Below are 21,524 nucleotides of genomic sequence, written 5' to 3'. Positions count from 1 at the left end.
CAGAGGACAGGTCCGCTCAGCCGCCCGTCCCCGGCCGCTCCAGCCCGAGCGCCGCCGGCAGCACGTACTGCCCGAACAGGACCAGGGGGAACGCCGAGCCCGCATCATTATAGTGGCTGCCTGTGAAGGCCGCGGTGACGCCCAGCGAAGGCGCCACGAAGACGTACTGGCCTCCGTTGCCCCGCGCGAAGGTCACCTCCACCGGCGTGCCCTGGATGACGAAGCGGGCGCTCCACCACAAGAGGCCGTAGTTCACGTCACCCAGCGGCCCCAGCGCCTTGCCGGACTCCGTGACCCACGCCTCGGAGACCTGGCGCTCGCCGTGCCATGCGCCGCCGTCGAGCATCAGCTGCCCCACCTTGAGGAAGTCGCGCGGGCGCAGGCGCAGGTGGCCGCCAGTGTCCGTGCCTGTCTTGCCCGCGGGCTGCCAGGTGACGTCCTGGACCTGCATCGGGGAGAACAGCCAATCGCGCGACAGGTCCGCGATGGAGCGGCCGCTGACGTGCTCCAGCACCGCGCCCAGCAGCACCACGCCGCCCGTGCAGTAGCGCGTCACGGTGCCGGGTTCGTCCCGCATGGGCACGTCCACGATGAAGCGGGCCCAGTCGTCCGTGCCGTACATCCGCTCTTCGTTGCCGGGCGACTCGGGGTCCCAGCCGTCCTCCACCGGGTCCGGCGGCGAGCCCGGCCCCGAGGGCAGCCGCTTGCCTCCGCAGCCCATGAGACACACCACGCACAGCAGCGCCATCCGCTGAAGCATCGCTTCACCCGTCTTCGCACCGGCCCTGGACGCGCGGCAGCGTATGTCACGGGTGGACGCCATCGCGACTAGCGGTTCTTCGCGCCCTGCTCGCGGATGCGCGCTTCCTGTGCGCGCAGCTCGGGGGTGAACTCCGCGCCGAAGTCGTCGTCCTCGAAGATCTGGCGCAGCTCCAGTTCCACGTTGCCGCCCGCGTCGATGGACGGCCAGCGCTTGAGCCACTCCAGGGCTTCTTCCCGCGACTTCACCTGGATGATCGTGAAGCCGGCGATGAGCTCCTTCGTCTCCGTGAAGGGCCCGTCAATGACCGCTGGCTTGCCGTTCGTGAACTTCAAGCGCAGGCCCCTGCTGCTGGGATGCAGGCCCTCGCCCTGGATCATCACGCCCGCCTTCACCATCTCCTCGTTGTACGCCCCCATGGCGGCCAGCAGCTTCTCGTCCGGCATCACGCCGGCCTCGGTGTCCTTGTCCGCCCTGCGGATGATCATGAATCGCACGGTCGTGTCTCCTGCCGCGCGCCCTGGGGGCCGCGGGGGGTGTTCTTCGTCCTGCTTTCAGTGAGGCAACGAATGGGCCCGGGGGAAATCGACACGGCCTTTTATTTTTCCGCCGCGTCCTCCAAGCCCTCGCAATCACGGGGCTTTCCATTTCGGGGGCTCGGGTGTGACAGTGCCCCCATGCGCGCGGGAACGACCTCCACCGGGCCCAGGCCCTTCCCGTCCAGCGGGCTGCTGCACCCCGGGGTGCTGGTGGCCGTGGTGCTGCTGGTGCTGAACGACCACGTGTTCAAGGCGCGCTGGCCGTCGTGGTGGACGGGGAAGCTCTCCGACGTGGCCGGGCTCGCGATGTTCCCGGTGCTCCTCCAGGCGCTGTGGGAGCAGGCGTTCCAGCGGCGTGCGCGGGACTTCCGTCCGTCGTTCGCGGTGATGGTGGGGGCCGTGGTGCTGACGGGGCTGTGCTTCGCCGCCACGAAGCTTTCACCCGCCGCCGGGGATGCGTGGCGCTGGGCGCTGGGTGCGCTGCAGTGGCCCTTCCTCGCGCTGCGCGCGTGGCTCTCCGGCGTGCGCATTCCCCCGGTCCGGGCCACGGCGCACACGGTGGACATCACGGATCTGCTCACGCTGCCGGCGCTGTTCATTCCCCTGTGGCTGGGATGGCGGCGCGCTCGTGAACACGTCGCGCGTATTCCCGCGCGCGAGGAGTCTTCGCTGCCTCCTTGATTGCTGCGAGCTGTGCGCGCCGCTTCGCGGCACGTGTCAGACCCCCTTTTACAGTCGGCCCCGTCACGCATTGAACCGACAGGGGTCGTCATGTCCGCGCGTTCTTCCCAATCCCATACATCCACGCCTTCGAACATCCTGGAGCAGGTGCGGCAGTGCGCCGCGTCCGTCACCCGCTATCCGCTCGACATCCTGACGGAGCACGCGCAGCTCGAGGATGACCTGGGCATCGACTCCGTGAAGCTCGCGGAGATCGCCGCGGTCATCGCTCGCGAGTTCCACCTGCCGCCGGACCGGCTGCCGCGAAACGGCAAGGCGCGCACGCTGGGCGCCATCGCCGGTGCGGTGACGGAGGCGCTGGGAACGGTGCCGGTGCCGGCGGTTCCTGTCGCCGTGCCCGCGGTCGTCGAAGCGTTGCAGGCTCCGGACCTCCTGCCGCGTGTGCGCGCCGTGTTCGCACGCGTGACGCGCTATCCGGAGGAACTGCTCACGCCGCACGCGGACCTGGAGGACGAGCTGGGCATCGACTCCGTGAAGCAGGCGGAGGTCATGGCCGTGCTCGCGAAGGAGCTGGGGCTGGGCGAGGCGCCGAAGTTCTCGCAGCGCCTGCGCACGATGGCCGCCATCGCCGAAGCGGCGGGGACGCTGCTGCCGGCCGCGCCGCCCGTCGTGGAGGCCCGGCCCCGTGCGCCCGTCCACGCGGCCCCCGCGCCGGTCGTGCCGCGTGCGGAGCTGCCGTTCGCGGGGAAGGTCGCGCTCGTCACCGGTTCAGGGAAGGGCATCGGCCGGGTCATCGCGACGCGGCTGGCTCGCGCGGGAGCGACGGTGGTCGTCAACTCGTTCCACTCCCGTGAGGACGGTGAGAAGACGGCGCGGGACATCGTGGACGCGGGGGGCAAGGCGGTCCACCTGTGGGGCTCCGTCGCGCAGGAGGAGCACCTGGAGCGGATGTTCACGGTGATCCGTGACGAATTGGGCGGGCTGGACCTGCTCGTGTGCAACGCGTCCAACGGGCTCATCGGTCCGTTCGACCGCATCGCGCCGCGCGATTGGGACAAGGCGTTCCGCACCTGCATCACCGGCACGTACGAGTGCGCGATGCGGGCTCGTCCGCTGATGGCCGCGCGAGGGGGCGGGAGCATCGTCACCATGTCCACGTCCATGTCGCAGCGGTACATGCACGACCTGGGTTGCCAGGGCGTGGTGAAGGCGGGGGTGGAATCCCTCACGCGCTATCTGGCCGCGGAGCTGGCGCCGGATGGCATCCGCACCAACTGCGTGTCCGCGGGCCCCGTGCACGGCGAGCTGCTGGGGATGTTCCCGGATGCGCCGGAGCGCGTCGCGCGGTGGGAGTCCGCGACGCCCGGCGGGCGGCTGTGCACCGCGGATGACGTCGCGGACGTGACCGAGTTGCTGTTGGGGCCCAAGACCCAGCGCGTGAACGGCGCCATCTGGGTGGTGGACGCCGGCCTCTCCGGGACGGTGGACGGCCTGCTGCCGGCTGCTCGCGCGTCCTGACCCTTCACCTTTCCGGGAGCCATCACCATGAACTTCTTCGCCGTCCCGTATGACATCCACTTCGACGACACGATGGCCTACGGGAGCCATCACTTCCTCACCAACTTCAAGTTCCAGTGCGCGGGCCGGGAGCACCTGCTCTTCAGCCCGCACGCCTTCGAGGAGCCCGACTTCCGGCGCGACTTCGATCAGGTGCTGCTGCTCACCTACGAGGGCTACTCGCGCAACCTCGCCCCGGCCGCGCTGGGCGACAGGCTGGTGGTGCTGACGACGCTGGAGGCGCGCGGTGAGGTGTCCCTGCGTTTCTGCTTCCGCACGTTGAAGAGCGACGGCACGCCGGTGGCGTGCGGCTATCAGACCGTGCTCTGCGCGGACCGTCAGGGAACGCTGCGGGCATTCCCGGAGTCCTTCCAGCGCAGCTTCGAAACGCTGGCGTCGATCCACGAGCCGGCGGGGGCGAAGAGCTTCCGCGACCTCGCGCTGCAGGGAGGAAATGGAGTCCAGGCCATCTTCCCGGAGGCCGTGCGCGAACTGGCGCGCAGCCTGCTGGCGGACACGGCGCCGCGCGGTGTCTCGCGGACCGTGCACCTTCCGGATCCGGTGACGGTGCAGCATCCGGTGGCCGTGACGCCTCCGAGGATGACTCCGGTTTCCTCGACGGGGCGCGAAGCCACTTCCCAGCCGGTGCGTCCATCGGATCCTGTGGCGACTGGGTTCAGATTGCCCTCCGGTGCGACCGCGTTCCTCTTCGCCGGACAGGGCACGTTCGAGCCCGCGCTGTTCCTCCGGTTGAAGGCGCTCCAGCCGGAGCTGCGTGGGGAGCTGGCGGCGGTCCTGGAAGCCTGCCGTTCACAGGGCATCGACGTGGGTCCGCTGCTCGCGGCGGAGGACGTCGCGCAGGTGGGCCGGGCTCTGGACGCGGCGCCGCTGTTGGATCAGCTGGGCATCTTCCTGTGTGGCGTGCTGGGAGCCCGGTGGATGGAGCGCCAGGGCACGCGGCCGGACGTGTTCGTCGGTCACAGCTTCGGGGAGATCGCGGCGATGACCGCGGCCGGCGCGATGGACCTGCGCACGGGCGCGGAGGTGGTGTGCCGCCGCATCCGGGCGCTCCAGTCGGTGCCGGACGACCTGGGCACGCTCGCGGCGGTCGCGCTGCCGGAACCGGAGACCCTCCGGGCCGTGGCGGAGAGTGGGGCCAGGACCCTGGAGGTCGCGGGACGCAATCACTCGCGGCAGACCGTGGTCGCGGGGCCTCGTGCGGAGCTGGAGCGGCTTCGCGCGTTCCTGGAGCGGCAGGGCAAGGGCTTCACCTTCATCTCCAGCCGCTACCCGTTCCACCACCCGAGCCTGGCGCCCGCGGTCTCCGCGTTCCGCGCGAGCCTCGCGGACCTGGCCGTGCATCCGGCACTCGGGCCCATCTATTCGCCCATCGAACGGCGGGTGTACGGACGTGACGGATCCGAGCTGGCCCAGGCGCTCGCGTCCCATCTGGTGCGTCCCTTCGACTTTCCGGGCGCGGTGGAGACGCTGGTGAACGCGGGCTGCGCGCGGTTCGTGGACTGCGGCACGGGAGGACGGCTGACGCGCATCGTGCAGCGGATCCTCCCGGCGGACACGTCAATGACGCTGACGTCCGTGGACCGGGCCCTGCCCGTGGATGTGGCGCAGGGGGTCCCGGCCATCGCGGTGGTGTCCCTGGGCTGCATGCTGCCCGGCGGCGCGAAGGATCCGGAGTCGTACTGGCGGAACATCCAGCGTGGCATCAGCGGCATCGTCGACACGGGGCTGAGTCATCCGGACCAGGTGGTGGACTTCGTGGGCCCGGCGGTGACTCCGGACCGCACGTACACGCTGCTCACCGGGCGGGTCCTGGACAGCGACCTCGTGCCGCCCCCGGGCATCACGCCCGAGCGCTTCCAACGCTACGGCCGTGAGCAGCGCCTGCTGGCGATCGCGCTCACCCAGGCAATGGAGTCCTTGAGGTCCACCGCGCCGCGCGAGCCCGGACGCATCCAGTGCCTGCTCGGATCCACGGCGGACGGTTCTCCCGAGTACGACGACGCGCTGTGCGTCGAGGCGGGAGAGGCCCTGCTGCGAGCGCGGGGAGAGACGGCGCGGGAGTTCTCCACGCTGCTGCGTGAAACCCTGGGTGTCACCGCCACGGCCTCCGAGCTGGCGCCGCACCCGACCCTTCACGCGGTGGTGACGGACGTGGTGGGTTCGGGCGTGTCCACGGTGCTGCTGGACGCGGCCTGTGCGTCCTCGCTCTACGCCATCGCGCTGGGAATGAAGGCGCTGGAGCGCGGCGAGGCCGACCTGGTGCTCGCGGGTGGCGTGTTCTCCCCGGGCCCGGGCAACAGCTGCCTGTTCTCCCAGTTCAAGGGGCTCTCCGCGACGGGGAGCCGGCCGTTCGACGAGCGCGCGGATGGCGTCATCTTCGGCGAGGGCGCGGGCGTGGTTGGACTGATGCGCCTGGACGAGGCTGTCGCCTCGGGGCTGAAGGTGCACGCGGTCATCCGTGGCGCGGGGCTCTCCAGCGACGGGCGCAGCAGCTCCGCGAACGTTCCGCGAGCGGACGGACAGGTGGCCGCGATGCAAGCGTGCTACGCGGCGGCGGGCGTTGAACCGGAGTCCATCCAGTACATCGAGGCGCACGGCACGGCCACTCCGGCCGGAGACGCCACCGAGTTGCAGTCGATTGGCCGGGTCTTCGGAGGCAAGCGCAAGGGCCTCCAGCTCGCCAGCGTGAAGGCGCTGATTGGCCATGTCGGGTGGGCCGCGGGTGCGGCTTCGGTCATCAAGCTGTGCAAGGCGCTGGAGCACCGGAGCTTCCCGCCGCAGTCGAGCTTCGACCGTCCGGGTGCGGCGCTGCGGGCGCTCGGGCCGGACTTCGAGGTGGGCACGCGGGAGCAGCCGTGGCCGGAGAACGCGGACCATCCGCGCCGGGCGGCCACGAATGGCTTCGGCTTCGGCGGCACGAACGCGCACCTGGTGCTGGAGGAGTACCGGGGAGGTCCGCTCGCGCTTCAAGCCAGGGCCGGAGCCCCTGCCCGCGAAGAACTGGTGGTGGTGGCCGCGGACGGACTGTTCCCGGAGGCGCGCTTCGACGCCAAGGGGGTGCGGCTGCCCGACTCCGTGCGGCTGCTGCCGGACATCACGGAGGACATGGACCTCACGCAGCACCTGGGGCTCATCGTCGCGAGCGACGTCGTGAAGAAGCTCGGGGCCTTTGATTCGCTGCGGACGGGGACGGCCATCGTCCTGGGACTGGAGGGCAAGACGCGCCGGGGTGTGGAGGCCACGCAGCGCGTGCTGGCGGACTCCTTGCGGCGCAGGCTGCGCGAGCACATCCAGCGGTCACGGGACGCGGCGCGGCTCCTGCCGCTGGTGGACCGCCTCCACGCGGCGGTGGGCGCGCTGCGGCCCTCCGGGCCCTACACGCTCCAGGGGATGATGCCCAATGTCACGCCCGGCCGGGTGGCGGGGGTGCTCGACACCAAGGGGCCGAACTTCGTGGTGGACGCGGGTGCCGGCACGCTGGCCGCGTCGCTGCGGGCTTCACGGGCCCTGTTGGACAGCGGCTTCGACCTGGTGCTCGTGGGCAGTGCCCACGTGAAGCGACCGGGTGACGGGCTTGATGGGACCATGCCTGAAGAGGGCATGGCGATGCTGGCCGTGACCACGGTCGCGAAGGCGGAAGCGCGGGGCTTGAAGCCGCTGTGCCATCTGTCGATGTCCGAAGAAGCAGGCACCGGACCGGGCATCACGCTGCCGCCGCATTCCGCCAGGGAGGCGCAGGAGGTGCTGCGCGCGGTGAGGGCCGCCTCAGAAGGACAGGCCTCCACGCTGCGCTTCCACCTCGATGGCACGACTGGCGCGCGGCTGGTACTCCAGCTTCGCCAGTCGAGCAGCAAAAACCTGTCCGACAGTCGGACAGGTTTGGACAGCCCGGGCTGGAAGGTGCTCCCGCCTCAGCCGAGCCGCGAAAACCTGTCGAACAACCGGACAGGTTTGAACAGCCCCGGGCCTGAGAGCCGCCCGCCCCACCCAGGCTCCGGAAACCTGTCCGACAGTCGGACGGGTTCGGAGCACCGCGACGGGGCGGGGCTCCCGCCTAACCCGGACCGAGAAAACCTGTCCGACAGTCGGACAGGTTTGGAGCACCGTGATGGGGCGGGGCTCCCGCGGCAGTCGATCCATGGAAACCTGTCGGACAGTCGGACAGGTTTTGACCGCACCGGACGGGAGGAGGCGCCGCGTCAGCTGAGCCCCGGACGCCTGTCCGACAGTCGGACAGGCTTGAACAGCCCTGGCCCGGAGACGCCTGTCAGGCCTACCGGTGCCGTGCAGGCTCGGGAGGGGGCGGCTCGCGTGGAGGATGCGCGTCCACCGTCGACCTCGGCTCCTGTTCCGGAGGCCACTGACGGCTTCGACCACTCGGCGCCCATCCGCTACCACGCGCCGGTGCTCGTCGAGCGTCCCGCCCGGACGACCGGCACACTGTCCCTGCGTGGCAAGCGCGTGCTGTTCATCGCCCAGGACGAGGCCGTGGCCCGTGAGCTTTCCACCCAGGCCCACGACCTCTGCGGTCCTGAGTTCCGCATCCTGCACACAGGCGTCACCGATGCGGGCTCGCGGATCCATGGCATCGACCTCACCCGGGAGGAGACCGCGGAGGCCGGCCTGGATGCGCTCGGCTTCGAACCTCAGGTCATCGTCTCGGTGTGCCGGATGAACCCGGAAGAGAACGAGTCCTCCGTCGTCGCGGACACGGCCCTGCGTCACGAAGCGCTGGAGCTGCTCTTCCTGTCCGCCCGTCGCGCCTACGCGGGCCTGTCCGCTGGCACCGTGTCGCTGGCGAGCCTGTGCATCGGTGGCGTCGGTGCGCGCCGGACGCTGCATCCCGTCACCGGCCTCTTCGCCGGCATGCTCAAGTCCCTGGGCCGTGAGGTTCCGGCACGGAGCATCCGCGCCATCGCCACGGGCGTGCTTCCGCTCCGCACGGCGCTCGACCTCGTCGCGTCCGAACTGGGCACCGGCGACGACACCGGTCCCGTCGAGGTCTGCTTCGATGGCTCCGTCCGCTGCGTCCGGCTGCTTCAGCCCACGGATGTCCCCGCACGGCCCGGCGTCACGCTCACCTCCCAATCCGTGGTCCTGCTCACGGGCGGAGGCCGCGGCGTGACGGCCGTCCTCGCAGGAGCGCTGCTCAAGCGCTACGGCTGCAAGGTCGTCCTCCTGGGACGCAGCGACCCGTCGGATGCTCCCGAGCGCGTGCTCCAGGCTCGCGACGAGGACCTGGGCGCCGTGGAGCGCGAGTTCTACGCGTCCGAGCTCGCCCGTGACAGCTCGGTGCGGATGCCCGCGCTGCGAGCACGCTTCGAGCGCCACCTGGCCGTGCGCGAGCTGCGCGCCACGCTCGATGGACTCATGCGGCTGCCCGGCCAGATGACCTACCGCGCCGCGGACGTCACCCGTCCCGAAGACGTGGACCGCGTGGTGGAGGAGCTGCTGCGCGAACACGGCCGGCTCGACCTGGTGGTCCACGGCGCGGGTACGCAGGTCTCCAAGAAGCTCCACCGGCGCCGGCTCACGGAGCTGCGCGGCACGCTGGACACCAAGCTCTTGGGCCTGCGCAACCTGCGCGAGTCCTGCGCACGCCGCCTCCCCGCCCCCGTGCCCTTCCATGTCCTGACCTCCGCGTTCAGCTACATCGGCAATGACGGACAGGCGGACTACGGCGCGGCGAACGAGGCGCTGGACCGGCTCTGCGCCTGGGTCAGCGACGCGCGCCAGGACGTGCAGTGGTGCAGCGTGGGCTGGCTCGCCTGGGACGGCATCGGCATGACGCGCGGCTCGGAGTACCGCGTGCTCGGCGCCAGCCGCCGCCTGCGCGGCATCCGCGCCGGGGAGGGCGAAGCGCTCTTCCTCCAGCTGGTGGACGGCCAGCCTGTCCAACCCATCAACGTCCAGCTCACCGAAAGCGAGCGCGCCTTCTATGGCCTGGAGGTCATCGCCGCGCGTCCCACGCGCAGGGACCTCACCGTCGACGCGGCGAGCATCCCGTGCCTGGAGGACCACCTGGTCCGGGGCACGCCCACCCTTCCCGGCGCCTGGGCCCTGGACCTCATGTTCCAGGCCGCCCTGGACGACGCGCGCCCGGAGCTGCGCACCGTCACCATCGAGGACGTGCGCTTCTCCCGCTTCATCCGCGTGAAGCCCGGAGCCCGGCAGTCCCTGCGCGCCGAGTGCACGCCGCTCACCGACGACCCCGGCCAGCACAGCGTGCAGGTCAAGCTCACGGGAGACATCGTCCATGCGTCCGGCGTGGTGCTGGAGAAAGACCTCGTCTTCGCCGAGGCCCGCTTCACGCTGACGGCCGAGCCGCCCCGGACCTCCCCCAAGCTGGAGGCCGCTCGCGCCTCGGGCCACGGCGTGTCCGTGCACGACCCGCACTGCGCCGCGGGCTCCCCCATCGAGCTGCGCCGGATGTTCGACTGCCTGGAGGAGATCCGCCTGGAAGAGGATGCCCGCTTCGCACGGCTCGGGCTGCCGGAGGCTTCCCGGCAGGCGGGCCAGGCAGTGCCGGCGCTCGTGCTGGACGCTGCCCTGCGCCTGAGCGCGATGCACGTGGAGGGCGTGTCGAACGACGTGTTCGCCCCCGTGGGCGTCCAGCGGGCCACGTTCGACCGGGACCTGGTGGCGCATGACGCCAGGTCCCCTCGCCGCCTCACGCTGAAGTCGCTCGCCCCTCGCGTGGAGGGGGACCTGCTCCAGTGCGGCACCGTGGCGGCGCATGACGAAGCCGGCCGTCTGCGGATGCTCATCGAAGGCGGCATCGCCCGCCCCATGGCCTGAAACCCCTTCCTGCCTGAGGCAACCGCCATGAACGACCTCCCTTCTTCCCTTCCCTTCGTCCCGGATGACGCCAAGCGGCTCCGCTCAGAGCTGCGCCGAGTGCTGCCTCCGGAGGCCTTCGAACGACAACCCCTGCGCGGCGTCGTCGCGCTGTGCCTGGTGCCGGTGGAGGCGGCGCTCATCTGGGTGCTCGGCACCTGGACGCTGCCCCACTGGGCCTGCCTGCTCATCGCCTTCGTGCTGGGCCAGCTCGTCACCGCCGTGGGGCTCGCCGCGCATGAGGCGCTGCACCACTCGGTGTTCCACAGCCGCAAGTGGGAGAACGTGCTGGGCTGGGCGGGCTTCGCGCCCTTCCTGGTGACGCCGGGCAACTGGAGGGCCTGGCACGTGCAGGCCCACCACAGCGCCGCCAACGTCATGGTGCGCGACCCGGACATCCTCCCGCGCAGGACGGACTGGCACACCCAGGGGTTCGCGAAGCTGTTCCACGCCATGTCCCCCGGCTCCGGACACTGGCTGAGCTTCATCAGCTTCAGCCTCTTCTTCACCGCGCAGGGCCAGGCCTTCCTCTGGCACCACTGCCGCCTGCCCGCGTTCCAGCACGTGCACATGCACCGCGTGCGCGAGCGGGTGCTCACGGTGCTCGTCACCGCGGGCTGGGTGGGCCTGGGGTGGGTGCTGGGGCCGAGGGCCGCGTTCTACGCGCTGGTGCTCCCGCTGCTCATCGGGAACGTGACGTTGATGATCTACATCGCCACCAACCACTGGATGCAGCCCGCGTCGGAGGAGACAGACAACCCGTTCGTAAACACCGCCAGCGTGGAGACGCACCCGGTGATGAACTGGCTGCACTTCAACTTCAGCTACCACCAGGAGCACCACATCTTCCCGGCGCAGAGCCCGAAGTACGCCCCGCTCCTGCGCAAGCACCTGCGGGAGCTGAGCCCCCAGGCGTCCATCGTCTATCCGCACCTGCGCGCCCTGCGCACGCTGTACCAGCGCCCGGCGCTCTACTCCGAGGATGGCCAGACGTTGATGGGCCGCGACGGCACGCCGGAGCTGACCACCACGGCGCTGCGCCAGCGGCTCGAAGCCTCATGAGCCAAGGGGCCCGGAACCCCACGCGGTTCCGGGCCCGCGGGCCTCTATCTACCCGGCCAGTCCAGCGCGCCCCGGCTGGTCACCGTGCCGGTGGGCACGCCCAGCACCTGCGCCACGTCCGCGGGCAGGGGGCTGCCGCTGAGGTACGCCGGGCTGGAGGCGCGCACGGCGTAGTTGCGCAGGGCCTGGTTCACGAAGAACGGATCCCCACCCGACACGAGGTCGTGGCCATGGGCCTCCCAGCCGTGGGTCGCGCGCATCGCGGCCAGCGACGTGTAGTTCACGCCGCCCGTGTCCACCCAGTTGATCAACGACTTCCCGCTGCCACCGGAGCGGTAGTAGCTGTTGAAGTCCATGGCGGAGAAGAACGTGTTCGGCCCCGTGTTGGTGAAGTTGTTGTCCGAGCGCGAGGCCTTGAACGTGGTGATGTTCCCGCCCGACAGGATGTTGTTCACCACCTGCACGTTCACGGTGTCAGGCCCGATGTCCGAGCCGCGCCTGTCCTGCTCGTTGCGCGAATCGTCGTAGACCCACAGGTCGATGGCGGCGTTGTCCACCAGGGTGTTGTTGTAGATCTTCGTGTTCGCCGAGCACGTCTGGATGCCGGCGTACGTGTTGTCGTAGATGAGGTTGGACGCGATGATCCCCGTGTCCGACACCTCGTAGAAGATGCCGATCTTGTTGTTGCGGGAGATGTTGTGGACGATGACGCCGCCGCGGCAGTCCTCGTCACACCAGAAACCCGCGCCGCCCAGGTTGTTCTCGAAGACGTTGCGGCGCACCGTGAAGCCATTCATGTGGGCAATCTTCACGCCCGCCTGCGCGCACGAGCGCGAGCAGTTGGTGCCGAAGCGCTCCGTGTTGTTGGCGTTGACGATGTTCTCCTCCAGGAGCAGCCCGTCCGGGACGACCGTGGAGGAGTTGGTGGAGCCGTTGGAGCCCACGGCGGTGAAGCCGTTGTTCGCGAAGACGGAGCGGCGCACCACGCCGCCCTGGGGCTTGATGCTCAGCGAGCCCGCCGCCATCCGCGTGAAGACGCAGTTCTCCACCAGCGAGTTCGTCGCGCCGATGTACACGGCCGCGCTCGTGGTGCCGCTGTACTCGTTGGTCGCGTAGCGCCGGAAGCCCAGGCCCTTGAGCGCATAGCCGGTGTTGCCCAGCACCAGGGCCACGGGGCGCGCGGCGACCTCCACCGTGTGGCCCGTGGGGTTCGTCGCGATGTAGATGCGGCGGTTCGTCCAGTCGTAGAAGAAGTTGCCCGGCGTGGCCTCCGCGAGCGTCTTCACCTCGTGCACGTAGGTCCCGTCGATGAAGACCATCTGCGGGTCGCCCGCGGCGGGGTTCGCCGGGTCGCCATACATGTCGAAGTGAGCGCACGGCCCGGTGTTCGTCGTCGGCTGGGCGTCGTACTTGTACTGGTAGTAGCCGCCGTTGCAGAAGCTGGGCGTGCTCCAGTCCATGTACCAGTGCCCCGCGCCGTCGGACGTCCACGCCGAGGCGGGCTTGACGTCCGTGCCGTCGAACCAGACCTGTTCGTGCGGGTACGCCTGGATGGTCATGGGCTTCGTCGCGACCCGGTAGTTTCCCGCGCCGTTGTTGAGCCAGTCGCGGTACGTGCCACCGCGCACGACGATGGTCCCGCCGGACGGCACCAGCGCGACAGCGCGGCTGAGCGTGGCCACCGGCGCCGCCTGCGTCCCCGCGTTGCTGTCATTGCCATTCGTCGCCAGGAAGATGGCGCCCGAGGGGATGGCGTAGTTCGTGTCCGGAATCGTCGTGCCCGAGTTGTCCAGGCCGGTGAGGCCCGGGTTGCCCGCCGGGCCCTGGCCGTCCGGAAGCGCGTAGGTCACGGTCAGCTTCGGACGGTTGGCGAGCGTCGCGGCCTCCGACGAGTCCAGCTCCAGCCCGTCCATGTTCGTGTTGGCGTCCAGCACGAAGCCCTGGTTCGTGGCCGCGTTCGCGACCCAGCCCTGCACGACCGCGATGCCCGCCGCGTTGAGGTCCACGCCGTAGCTGCCCGTCGCGCCCGGCAGCAGCGTGGCGAAGGAGACAGCGCCCCGGTCCGCCGCGCCGCTCGCGCCAGCCCCGCTCCACGGTGAGCCGGTGGCCGCGAGCGTCCAGGTGGCCTGCCCTTCCGTCCACGCACGGCCCGCGGCGTAGACGAAGTAGCCCTCTCCGGTGGTGGAGTTGCGCACGTTGAAGGACAACCGGACGGCTTGCACCGTCGCGTTCGCGGGGATGGCGCTCACGTCGAAGCGGAGCAGTCCGTTCGTCGTCTTCCCCGAACCCGTGGGGTAGTCACGGTCCAGGCGGATCAACCCGTCCGCCCCCGCGTTGAGGGTGGGGCTGTTCTCCGAGAGCGTGGCGTCCGAAGCGCCGGTGTACGCGGCCGACGGCGAGACCTGCTCCTGGAACGACACCGTCACGGACGCCTCCAGGGCGCTGTCCACGGTGGAGGGGGCGTCCGCGTCCGGCGGTGCTTCGCCGCATGCCACGGCCAGCAGCAGGAGGACCGGCGCGCGGCCCCTGGACATCAAGGAAGGGAGGAAGGACATCAAGAGGGGAACTCCGTTGGGGGATGAAGAACGGAATTCTCGTTAAATCCGCCAAATTGTTGCGCGGGCTTGATGGCGCCCGGGCGGATGCACAACGTCCCCAGGTCCAATGCGGCCCGAGGCCGACCGCATGCCCGGATGCCGGACGTGAGGGCCCCGCGCCGACAGGCCAGGGCTCACTTTTCACGGAATCATCCGCACCTTGCCTCCCATCGGAGGCAATGGATGCTCACGGAGTCGGTCACAGGCGGTCCCCGCGTGGAAGTCTCTTCCCAGGCCCAGGCCCTTCATGAAGCGAAGGTGGAGGCCATTGCCCGGCAGCTGCGGCAGCGGAAGGGAAAGGGCCCCGCGTCCTTCAAGAAGAAGTCCCCGCCCCACAGCGTCCCCAAGCGGTTCGATGCGCGGCGCCGCGATGAGAAGGTGGACCTGAGCGACCTGGATCGGATCCTCGACATCGACACCGTGGGGATGACCTGCACGGCGGAGCCCGCGGTCACCTTCGACGAGGTGGTGCGCGCGACGCTGCCGCTCGGGCTCATTCCGTACATCGTCCCGGAGCACAAGACCATCACGCTCGGGGGCGCCATCGCGGGGTGCTCCATCGAGTCCATGTCCTTCCGCCAGGGCGGCTTCCACGACACCTGTCTGGAGTACGAGGTCATCACCGCGAAGGGTGAGGTGCTGCGCTGCACGCCCCGCGAGGACCCGCTCCTCTTCGAGATGATGCACGGCTCGTTCGGGACGCTGGGCATCCTGTCGAAGCTGCGCTTCAAGCTCGTGCGCTGCGCGCCCTTCGTCCGCGTGACGAACGAGACGCACGCCTCGCTGGAGTCCTTCCAGCAGGCCATCTGGCACCACTTCCAGGACACCGGCGTGGACTACCTGGACGGGCAGATCTTCTCCCCCACGAAGCACGTGCTGTGCGTGGGCCACTTCGTGGACAGGGCGCCGTACGTCCACCGCTACGACTGGCTCACCGCGTACTGCGAGAGCATCCCGCGCCGGGGCGAGGACTACCTGCCGACGTACGACTACCTCTTCCGCTACAACCGGGGCGTCACGCACGTCAAACCGAAGAACCTCCTGGCGCGGGCGCTGTTCGGAAAGCTCATCCACTCGGACAGCGTGCTGAGGACGGCCAACCGCTTCACCCAGCTGCTGCCGAAGAAGGACCCGCCGGTCATCGTGGACGTCTTCGTCCCCTTCTCGCGCACGGCCGGGTTCATGGACTGGTACCACCGCGAGATGAAGCACTACCCCGTGTGGTGCGTGCCCTTCCGGCGCACGCGCGACTACGAGTGGCTGACGCCGCGGTGGTGGTCCGGGATGAAGGACCCGCTGTTCCTGGACCTGGCCGTGTATGGGATGCCGCAGCCGCCGGGCCGCAACGTCTACAAGGAGCTGGAGGATGAGCTCCAGCGCGTCAACGGCACCAAGACGCTCATCTCGTACAACTACTACGACGAGGAGACGTTCTGGAGCATCTGGAACAGGGACACGTACCAGGCCGTGAAGCAGCGCACGGACCCGGACAACCTCTTCCGGGACCTATATGTGAAGACGTGCAAGGCGGCGCTGGGCCTGGACTCACCCCAGGCCCACTGAGGCTCTAGCCAATCTCCGTGCGCAGGTTCAGCGGGCCGGCGGGGACGCCCACGTCGTGGAGCGCGGGGTCGTCCTTCTCCGTCTGCCAGGCGTTGGCCTCCGTCACGGTCTTGCCGGTCGCCTCGTGGGTGATGGACATCTTGCCGTTGTGGCCCGCGGGGGAAATCTGGCTGGTGTCGAAGCCGCTCCAGCCCGTGCCGGAGCGTGATGGTTTGCGGCTCGTTCGTCTTGTTGGTGAAGGTGTTCGTGTACTTGAACTGGCCCTTCTGGCCCTCGTCGATGAGCTGCATGTTGCTGTTGTAGGGCGACCCGACGTTGTTCCTGGCCAGCCACGGCGCGTTCGCGGGGGCAGGCTCCGTGGAGCCGGCGGACGGAGGGCCGAAGCCGGGCCCCAAGAGCACGACACATGCCAGCCTTGGGGCTCCGTGAAATCAGTCACTTGGGACTGGCGCTCCCCGCTCGTCGCGATGACGCCGATCATCACCTGATGTCCCAGGTCACCAGGCGCGTTCTCCGACGGGGTGTCCGACCGGGCTTGCCTCGCGGTGGATCGCTGTCGAGTGGGGACGGATATATGAAGGACTCCCCCAGTAGCCCCTCCCTTCTCACAAGGAGGCTCCCCGTGAGCCAGGAAGCATTCATCTTCGACGCCGTCCGTACCCCTCGCGGCAAGGGCAAGAAGGGCGCCCTGCATGGCACCAAGCCGGTGTCGCTGCTCGTCGGCCTGGTGGACGCGCTCAAGCAGCGCCACCCGAACCTGGACCCGAAGCTCATCGACGACGTGGTGCTGGGCGTGGTGTCCCCCGTGGGAGACCAGGGCGCGGACATCGCGCGCACGCTGGTGCTGGCCGCGGGCCTGCCGGAGACCACCGGCGGCGTGCAGCTCAACCGCTTCTGCGCCTCCGGCCTGACGGCGGTGAACATGGCCGCGCAGCAGGTGCGCTCCGGCTGGGAGCACCTGGTCATCGCGGGCGGCGTGGAGAGCATGTCCCGCGTCCCCATGGGCTCCGACGGCGGCGCGTGGGCCATGGACCCCGCCACCAACTACGACACCTACTTCGTGCCCCAGGGCATCTCCGCGGACCTCATCGCGACCCTGGAGGGCTTCACCCGCGAGGACGTGGACCGCTACGCCGTGCGCTCGCAGGAGCGCGCCGCCCACGCGTGGAAGAACGGCTACTTCCAGAAGTCCGTCGTCCCCGTGAAGGACCAGAACGGGCTCACCGTGCTGGCCCACGATGAGTACATGCGCCCGGACTCCACCGTGGCCTCGCTGGGCCAGCTGAACCCGGCCTTCTCCACCATGGGGGAGATGGGCGGCTTCGACGCGGTGGCGCTCCAGAAGTACCACGCGGTGGAGCGCATCCATCACGTGCACACGCCGGGCAACTCCTCCGGCATCGTGGACGGCGCGGCGCTGGTGCTGGTGGGTTCGGAGAAGGTGGGCAAGACGCTGGGCCTCAAGCCGCGCGCGCGCATCGCCGCCGTGGCCACCTCCGGCGCGGAGCCCACCATCATGCTCACCGGCCCGCTGCCGGCCACCCGCAAGCTGCTGGACATCGCGGGCCTGTCCGTGAAGGACATCGACCTCTTCGAGCTCAACGAGGCCTTCGCCTCCGTGGTGCTCAAGTACCAGAAGGACCTGGACATCCCGGACGACAAGCTCAACGTCAACGGCGGTGCCATCGCCATGGGGCACCCGCTGGGCGCCACCGGCGCCATGATTCTTGGAACCGTGGTGGATGAGCTGGAGCGGCGCAACGCGCGCCGCGCGGTCGTCACCCTGTGCGTCGGCGGCGGGATGGGTGTGGCCACCCTCGTCGAGCGCGTCTGACCCTTCCCTCCCCTTTCAAAGACTTTCGAGCGAACACCATGAGCGAACAGAACACCCTGCGCTGGGAACAGGACGCGGACGGCATCGTCGTCTTGACGATGGACGACCCCTCCCAGTCCGCCAACACCATGAACGCCGCCTACGTGAAGTCCATGCGCGCGGCCGTGGACCGGCTGGTGAAGGAGAAGGCCTCCATCACCGGCGTCGTCATCACCTCCGCCAAGAAGACCTTCTTCGCGGGCGGCGACCTCAAAGACCTGCGCGATGTGAAGAAGGAAGCTGCGAAGCAGGTCTTCGACCTGGGCCAGGAGATCAAGGCGCAGCTGCGCACGCTGGAGACCTTCGGCAAGCCGGTGGTCGCGGCCATCAACGGCGCGGCGCTGGGCGGCGGGCTGGAGATCGCCCTCGCGTGCCACCGCCGCATCATTGCGGACGTGAAGGGCGCGCAGGTGGGCCTGCCCGAGGTGACGCTGGGCCTGTTGCCCGGTGGCGGCGGCGTGGTGCGCACGGTGCGCATGCTGGGCATCACGGACGCGCTGATGAAGGTGCTGCTCCAGGGCCAGAAGTACCGCCCGCAGGAGGCGAAGGAGCTGGGGCTGGTGCATGAGGTGGTGCCGTCCGTGGACGCGCTCCTGCCCGCGGCGAAGGCGTGGGTGAAGGCGAACCCGAACGCGCAGCAGCCGTGGGACCAGAAGGGCTACAAGATTCCCGGCGGCACGCCGTCCCACCCGGCGTTCGCGGCGAACCTGCCCGCCTTCCCCGCCAACCTGCGCAAGCAGCTCAAGGGCACGAACATGCCCGCGCCGCGCGCCATCATGGCGGTGGCGGTGGAGAGCACGCAGGTGGACGTGGACACGGCGTTCACCATCGAGTCGCGCTACTTCACGGAGCTCGTCGTCGGCCAGGTCGCGAAGAACATGATTCAGGCGTTCTTCTTCGACATGCAGCACATCAGCTCCGGCGGCGGCCGCCCCAAGGGCCATCCGCAGCACACCGCCAAGAAGGTGGGCGTGCTGGGCGCGGGCATGATGGGCGCGGGCATCGCGTACGTGTGCGCCAAGGCCGGCATCGACGTGGTGCTCAAGGACGTGAGCCTCGCCTCGGCGGAGAAGGGCAAGGGCTACTCCGTCAAGCTGGTGGAGAAGGCCGTCGCCAAGGGCTCCGTCACGAAGGAGAAGGGAGACGCGCTGCTGGCGCGCATCACCCCGGCGGAGGACCCGGCCGCGCTCGCGGGCTGCGACCTGGTCATCGAGGCCGTCTTCGAGGACGTGAAGCTCAAGCACAAGGTGTTCCAGGAGATTCAGGGCGTGGTGGCCCCGGACGCGGTGCTGGCGTCCAACACCTCCACCCTGCCCATCACCCTGCTCGCGGAGGGCGTGTCGCGGCCGCCGGACTTCGTCGGCATGCACTTCTTCTCCCCCGTGGACAAGATGCCGCTCCTGGAGCTCATCGCCGGGAAGCAGACGAGCGACGCGACGCTGGCGAAGGCCATCGACATCGCGGTGCAGATTGGCAAGACGCCCATCGTCGTCAATGACAGCCGGGGCTTCTTCACCAGCCGCGTCATCGGCACGTTCCTCAACGAGGCCATCGCCATGGTGGGCGAGGGCATCGCGCCCGCGTCCATCGAGCAGGCGGGACTCCAGGCGGGCTACCCCGCCGCCCCGCTCCAGCTGGTGGACGAATTGACGCTGACGCTGCCCCGGAAGATCCGCCAGGAGACGAAGGCGGCCATGGAGGCGGCGGGCCAGCCGTGGGTGGACCACGGCAGCTACGCGGTGATGGACGCGCTCATCGACCAGCACGGGCGCAAGGGCCGCTCCACCGGGGGCGGGTTCTACGACTACGCGGACGGCAAGCGCACGAACCTGTGGCCGGGGCTGACGCAGCACTTCACGAAGCCGGGCCACACCATCCCCTTCGAGGACATGAAGGAGCGGATGCTCTTCGCGGAGGCCATCGACACGGTGCGCTGCTTCGATGAGGGCGTGCTGCGCTCGGTGGCGGACGCGAACGTGGGCTCCATCCTGGGCATCGGCTTCCCGCCCTGGACGGGCGGCGTCGTGCAGTACATCAACGGCTACGAGGGCCCCACCGGCACCGGCCCGCGCGGCTTCGTCCAGCGCGCGCGCCAGCTGGCGGAGCGCTACGGCAAGCACTTCCTGCCGCCCGCGTCCCTGGTGGCGAAGGCGGAGCGCGGAGAGCGGCTCGAATAGCCCCGGTCGCCCCATGAGGATGCGGCGGGAGCATGACGTGGAGACACGGGTCGCAAGGCAGCGCACCTGTTTCGAAACCCGCGTCACGCTCCCGCCGGAGGCAGCTCCGGGAGGTTCAATACGCAGCGCGTTGGCCTGCCGGACTCGCGGTAGGGGCTCCGACCTGCCGGGTCCTTGCCTTGTCCCAGACGCCTGGCCGGTTTGACTGGCAAACATGAGCAGTCATTTGATTGATGCATGCTCAATCAAACCCCGGAGTACCAGTCCTGCATCCAGAGTTCCGAAAAGGTGTCCTGGCGAATTGATGAGCTGCTGCCCAAGGACACCGTGCTCGACTTCAGCCACCGCTTCCTGTCGGACGCGCTGACGGGGACGGAGGCCATCCCGTTCCTGAGCACGGAGGAGCGGCTGCTCCTCAATCAGATCCGCTCCAACAGCTACGCCCACCTGTTCCTGTTCCTGGAGGAGTACGCCGTCGCCCTGGCCGCGCAGCGCGCCGGGCTGGAGCTGCACGGGAACCCGACGCACATGCGTGCGCTGCTGCGCTTCACCGAGGAGGAGCTGAAGCACCAGCAGCTCTTCGCGCGCTTCACCGGCGCGTTCGCGAAGGGGTTCAAGGTCGCGCCGGCGCTGCTCGACAACCAGGTGGAGGTGGCGCGCGCCATCATGGCGAAGTCGAACCTGGGGGTGCTCATCTTCAACCTGCACATGGAGCTGATGACGCAGCAGCACTACCAGGAGACGGTCCGCTCCAACAAAGACGAGTCGTTGGACCCGCTGTTCTGCAACCTGCTCAAGCACCACTGGCTGGAGGAGGCGCAGCACACGCGGCTGGACTTCCTGGAGGCCCAGAAGATCCTCGCCGAATCGCCCGGGTCCCTGGACGCGGCGCTGGCGGAATACACGGAGCTGCTCCAGGCGCTGCGGGGGACGCTGAACGCCCAGCTCGCGCTGGATCTCCAGACGCTGGAGAAGGCGGTGGGGCGCACGTTCACGCCCGAGGAGCGCCAGCAGCTGCACGAATCGCAGGAGCGCTCCTACGTCTGGGGTTTCATCGGGATGGGGATGAAGGCGCCCCTCTTCCTCTCCCGCCTGCGCGCGCTCTCCCCTGTCGCCGAGCAGCGCGTGCTGGAGCTGGCCCCCACGTACTATTGCGCTTGAGCCGGGCCCGGCGGGGAGGGCCTTCTGCCCTCCCCGCGAGGAGGCTCAGAGCACGTTCGCCTTGGCCTGCTGCGCCTTGATGAAGACCTCGCGCAGGCGGGTGGCGACCTTGGGCATCACGTCCTCGAAGGCGAACTCGGCGGACTGCCGCAGGGCCTCCTGGCCCGCGGCGGCTCCGCCCAGCCACGCGGAGGCGCCCTTGCTCTTCTGGGACGCGCCCTCGAACAGGTCGCTCATCTGGACGGTGTCCTGGCCCCCCTTGGAGCGGACCGTCAGCTTCAGCTCCGACACGAAGCCGCCGGCGTGGACGTCGAAGAATTGGATCTCCGGGATGATGAGCACGTCCGCGTCGCCCAGGTCGTCCGGGCTGGAGGCCTCCTGGACGGACTGGAAGACGGTGCCCATCATCTGCGGGAAGCTGCGCGTGAGCGCTTCACCAATGGTGATGTTCCAGGTGTGCGCGGCCCCCAGCGCGAAGTAGCTGTCCGAGTCGATGCGCGCCTTCTGCTCCGGAGAGATGAAGTAGCGCGCACGGAGCGCCAGCGGCGTCCCGGCGTTGGACATGGGCGCGGGGCTCGGGCGCACCTGGTGGGTACAACCGACGCACGCGAGCAGCGCAAGCAAAGGCAGCACAAGGTTTTTGGGCATGGCGGCTTCTTAGCCCACCCGGCCCGGCCTCCCAATCCCACCTGGGGA

13 protein-coding genes are annotated in these 21,524 nt (G+C 69.4%); 8 read left to right on the top strand and 5 right to left on the bottom strand.

All coding sequences use genetic code 11. From position 1 onward, the window contains the following. Nucleotides 1–16: 16 nt before the first annotated feature. Both D7X96_RS05605 and D7X96_RS05600 read right to left on the bottom strand, forming a co-directional pair. Nucleotides 17–823, bottom strand: a complete 807-nt coding sequence (locus D7X96_RS05605; RefSeq protein ID WP_244219456.1) for a serine hydrolase domain-containing protein — start codon at nt 821–823, stop codon at nt 17–19. A gap of 5 nt (nt 824–828) precedes the next feature. Further along, nucleotides 829–1,257 (bottom strand): YciI family protein, encoded by a 429-nt coding sequence (locus tag D7X96_RS05600; RefSeq protein ID WP_120546171.1) that lies wholly within the window; start codon nt 1,255–1,257, stop codon nt 829–831. A 180-nt stretch (nt 1,258–1,437) separates the two neighbouring features. Here D7X96_RS05600 and D7X96_RS05595 point away from each other — a divergent pair, with 180 nt between their 5' ends. The 4 genes from D7X96_RS05595 to D7X96_RS05580 all read left to right on the top strand — a co-directional run bounded on the left by D7X96_RS05595 (nt 1,438) and on the right by D7X96_RS05580 (nt 11,457). Beyond that, nucleotides 1,438–1,980, top strand: coding sequence for a hypothetical protein (locus D7X96_RS05595; protein WP_121769183.1), 543 nt, complete (start codon nt 1,438–1,440; stop codon nt 1,978–1,980). 90 nt (nt 1,981–2,070) lie between these two features. Next, nucleotides 2,071–3,498 carry an SDR family oxidoreductase gene (locus tag D7X96_RS05590; RefSeq protein ID WP_121769182.1) on the top strand — a complete coding sequence of 476 codons (1,428 nt, stop codon included), beginning with the start codon at nt 2,071–2,073 and terminating at the stop codon, nt 3,496–3,498. 27 nt (nt 3,499–3,525) lie between these two features. Further along, nucleotides 3,526–10,356 (top strand): type I polyketide synthase, encoded by a 6,831-nt coding sequence (locus D7X96_RS05585; RefSeq protein WP_121769181.1) that lies wholly within the window; start codon nt 3,526–3,528, stop codon nt 10,354–10,356. 27 nt (nt 10,357–10,383) lie between these two features. Beyond that, nucleotides 10,384–11,457 (top strand): fatty acid desaturase family protein, encoded by a 1,074-nt coding sequence (locus D7X96_RS05580; protein ID WP_120546175.1) that lies wholly within the window; start codon nt 10,384–10,386, stop codon nt 11,455–11,457. Nucleotides 11,458–11,501: 44 nt separating this feature from the next. On the opposite strand, the gene D7X96_RS05575 is transcribed toward D7X96_RS05580, so the two are convergent. Further along, entirely contained in the window at nt 11,502–14,012 is a 2,511-nt protein-coding gene (locus D7X96_RS05575; RefSeq protein WP_121769180.1) for a DNRLRE domain-containing protein, read from the bottom strand. Nucleotides 14,013–14,270: 258 nt separating this feature from the next. On the opposite strand from D7X96_RS05575, the gene D7X96_RS05570 reads away from it, so the two are divergent. Then, a complete protein-coding gene (locus D7X96_RS05570; protein WP_244219455.1) occupies nt 14,271–15,617 on the top strand; it encodes an FAD-binding oxidoreductase in 1,347 nt (448 codons plus the stop codon). A gap of 4 nt (nt 15,618–15,621) precedes the next feature. Here D7X96_RS05570 and D7X96_RS41390 read toward each other — a convergent pair whose 3' ends face one another. Further along, complete coding sequence (locus D7X96_RS41390; RefSeq protein ID WP_279637352.1) at nt 15,622–15,756, bottom strand: hypothetical protein; 135 nt, start codon at nt 15,754–15,756, stop codon at nt 15,622–15,624. A 483-nt stretch (nt 15,757–16,239) separates the two neighbouring features. Between D7X96_RS41390 and D7X96_RS05560 the strand changes: the two genes are divergently transcribed. The 3 genes from D7X96_RS05560 (at nt 16,240) to D7X96_RS05550 (ending at nt 20,828) form a co-directional block, all read left to right on the top strand. Beyond that, entirely contained in the window at nt 16,240–17,451 is a 1,212-nt protein-coding gene (locus D7X96_RS05560) for an acetyl-CoA C-acetyltransferase (RefSeq protein ID WP_121769178.1), read from the top strand. A gap of 38 nt (nt 17,452–17,489) precedes the next feature. Further along, entirely contained in the window at nt 17,490–19,667 is a 2,178-nt protein-coding gene (locus D7X96_RS05555) for a 3-hydroxyacyl-CoA dehydrogenase NAD-binding domain-containing protein (RefSeq protein ID WP_121769177.1), read from the top strand. A 237-nt stretch (nt 19,668–19,904) separates the two neighbouring features. After that, on the top strand, nt 19,905–20,828 hold the full coding sequence (locus tag D7X96_RS05550) for a diiron oxygenase (protein ID WP_120546181.1): 924 nt from the start codon (nt 19,905–19,907) through the stop codon (nt 20,826–20,828). 45 nt (nt 20,829–20,873) lie between these two features. On the opposite strand, the gene D7X96_RS05545 is transcribed toward D7X96_RS05550, so the two are convergent. Further along, nucleotides 20,874–21,476: a hypothetical protein gene (locus tag D7X96_RS05545; RefSeq protein ID WP_147442595.1), complete on the bottom strand. Its 603-nt coding sequence runs from the start codon at nt 21,474–21,476 to the stop codon at nt 20,874–20,876. Between the last annotated feature and the right edge of the window lie 48 nt (nt 21,477–21,524).

It is taken from the genome of Corallococcus interemptor (assembly GCF_003668875.1).
GTDB lineage: Bacteria > Myxococcota > Myxococcia > Myxococcales > Myxococcaceae > Corallococcus > Corallococcus interemptor.
The sequence above is the reverse complement of the archived record's forward strand: the minus strand, read 5'-3'. Positions and strand labels throughout refer to the sequence as shown.

Coding starts and splice junctions, on each gene's coding strand:
- D7X96_RS05605 (WP_244219456.1), bottom strand. CDS start 823: ATGGCGTCCACCCGTGACATACGCTGCCGCGCGTCCAGGGCCGGTGCG.
- D7X96_RS05595 (WP_121769183.1), top strand. CDS start 1,438: ATGCGCGCGGGAACGACCTCCACCGGGCCCAGGCCCTTCCCGTCCAGC.
- D7X96_RS05590 (WP_121769182.1), top strand. CDS start 2,071: ATGTCCGCGCGTTCTTCCCAATCCCATACATCCACGCCTTCGAACATC.
- D7X96_RS05585 (WP_121769181.1), top strand. CDS start 3,526: ATGAACTTCTTCGCCGTCCCGTATGACATCCACTTCGACGACACGATG.
- D7X96_RS05580 (WP_120546175.1), top strand. CDS start 10,384: ATGAACGACCTCCCTTCTTCCCTTCCCTTCGTCCCGGATGACGCCAAG.
- D7X96_RS05575 (WP_121769180.1), bottom strand. CDS start 14,012: ATGTCCTTCCTCCCTTCCTTGATGTCCAGGGGCCGCGCGCCGGTCCTC.
- D7X96_RS41390 (WP_279637352.1), bottom strand. CDS start 15,756: ATGTCCATCACCCACGAGGCGACCGGCAAGACCGTGACGGAGGCCAAC.
- D7X96_RS05555 (WP_121769177.1), top strand. CDS start 17,490: ATGAGCGAACAGAACACCCTGCGCTGGGAACAGGACGCGGACGGCATC.
- D7X96_RS05550 (WP_120546181.1), top strand. CDS start 19,905: ATGCTCAATCAAACCCCGGAGTACCAGTCCTGCATCCAGAGTTCCGAA.
- D7X96_RS05545 (WP_147442595.1), bottom strand. CDS start 21,476: ATGCCCAAAAACCTTGTGCTGCCTTTGCTTGCGCTGCTCGCGTGCGTC.